This is a genomic window from Microbacterium sp. F2E (assembly GCF_020905435.1).
Taxonomy (GTDB): Bacteria; Actinomycetota; Actinomycetes; order Actinomycetales; family Microbacteriaceae; genus Microbacterium; species Microbacterium lacticum.
Genome location: NZ_JAJJIB010000055.1, coordinates 1 through 572 on the forward strand (window position 1 = coordinate 1; position 572 = coordinate 572).

The window sequence follows — 572 nt, forward strand, 5'->3', positions numbered from 1 at the left end:
CCGCATCACGGGCATCGGTCTTCGCCTCTCCGGGGTGCAGATCCGCGATCCGGCGCATCGCCAGCCCGGGTAGGTAGCCAACCAGCACGCCTTCCGCTTGAGCGACCGCGACCGGCAGCGCTCCGATCGTCGCCGGCTGATCAACGACCAGGAGGACCTGGCCGTGTTGCGCGAGCTGGGTCAGCACCGCGCGCAGCTTGGTCTCGTCGTTGGGCAGCGCCTTGTCGAACAATCGCCCGCCGGCTCTGCTTAGCGCCACGGCGTGGTGTTCCCCCTTGCCGACGTCGAGCCCGACGAACACGTCGACCTCGTCGTATCTGTCGATGCTGGTGACCATGTTGCCTCCGTTCGCTCCCGCGACGGCGTCCGCGACGGTGCGTCTCGGCATCCACGTTACGAACGGCCTCGAGCATGCTCGGGTCCAGCCCCTATCAGCGATCACACACCGCCAACCAGGCCCGGTGACAACACCCCCCGGATCATCAAGGACAGGGGGCAGCAATCATGCCGGGCCCGGCAGGCCGTCACCGCCCAGCATCCTCCGCCAGACGGTCACGAAGAAAGTAACGGGG

Annotated in this window: 1 protein-coding gene; it reads right to left on the bottom strand. The window is 67.5% G+C overall.

The annotated features are described in order from the left end of the window. Positions 1 to 337, bottom strand: a 337-nt coding sequence (locus tag LOK55_RS13960) for an IS110 family transposase (protein ID WP_229935853.1), incomplete at its 3' end; no start/stop codon positions are given. Between the last annotated feature and the right edge of the window lie 235 nt (positions 338 to 572).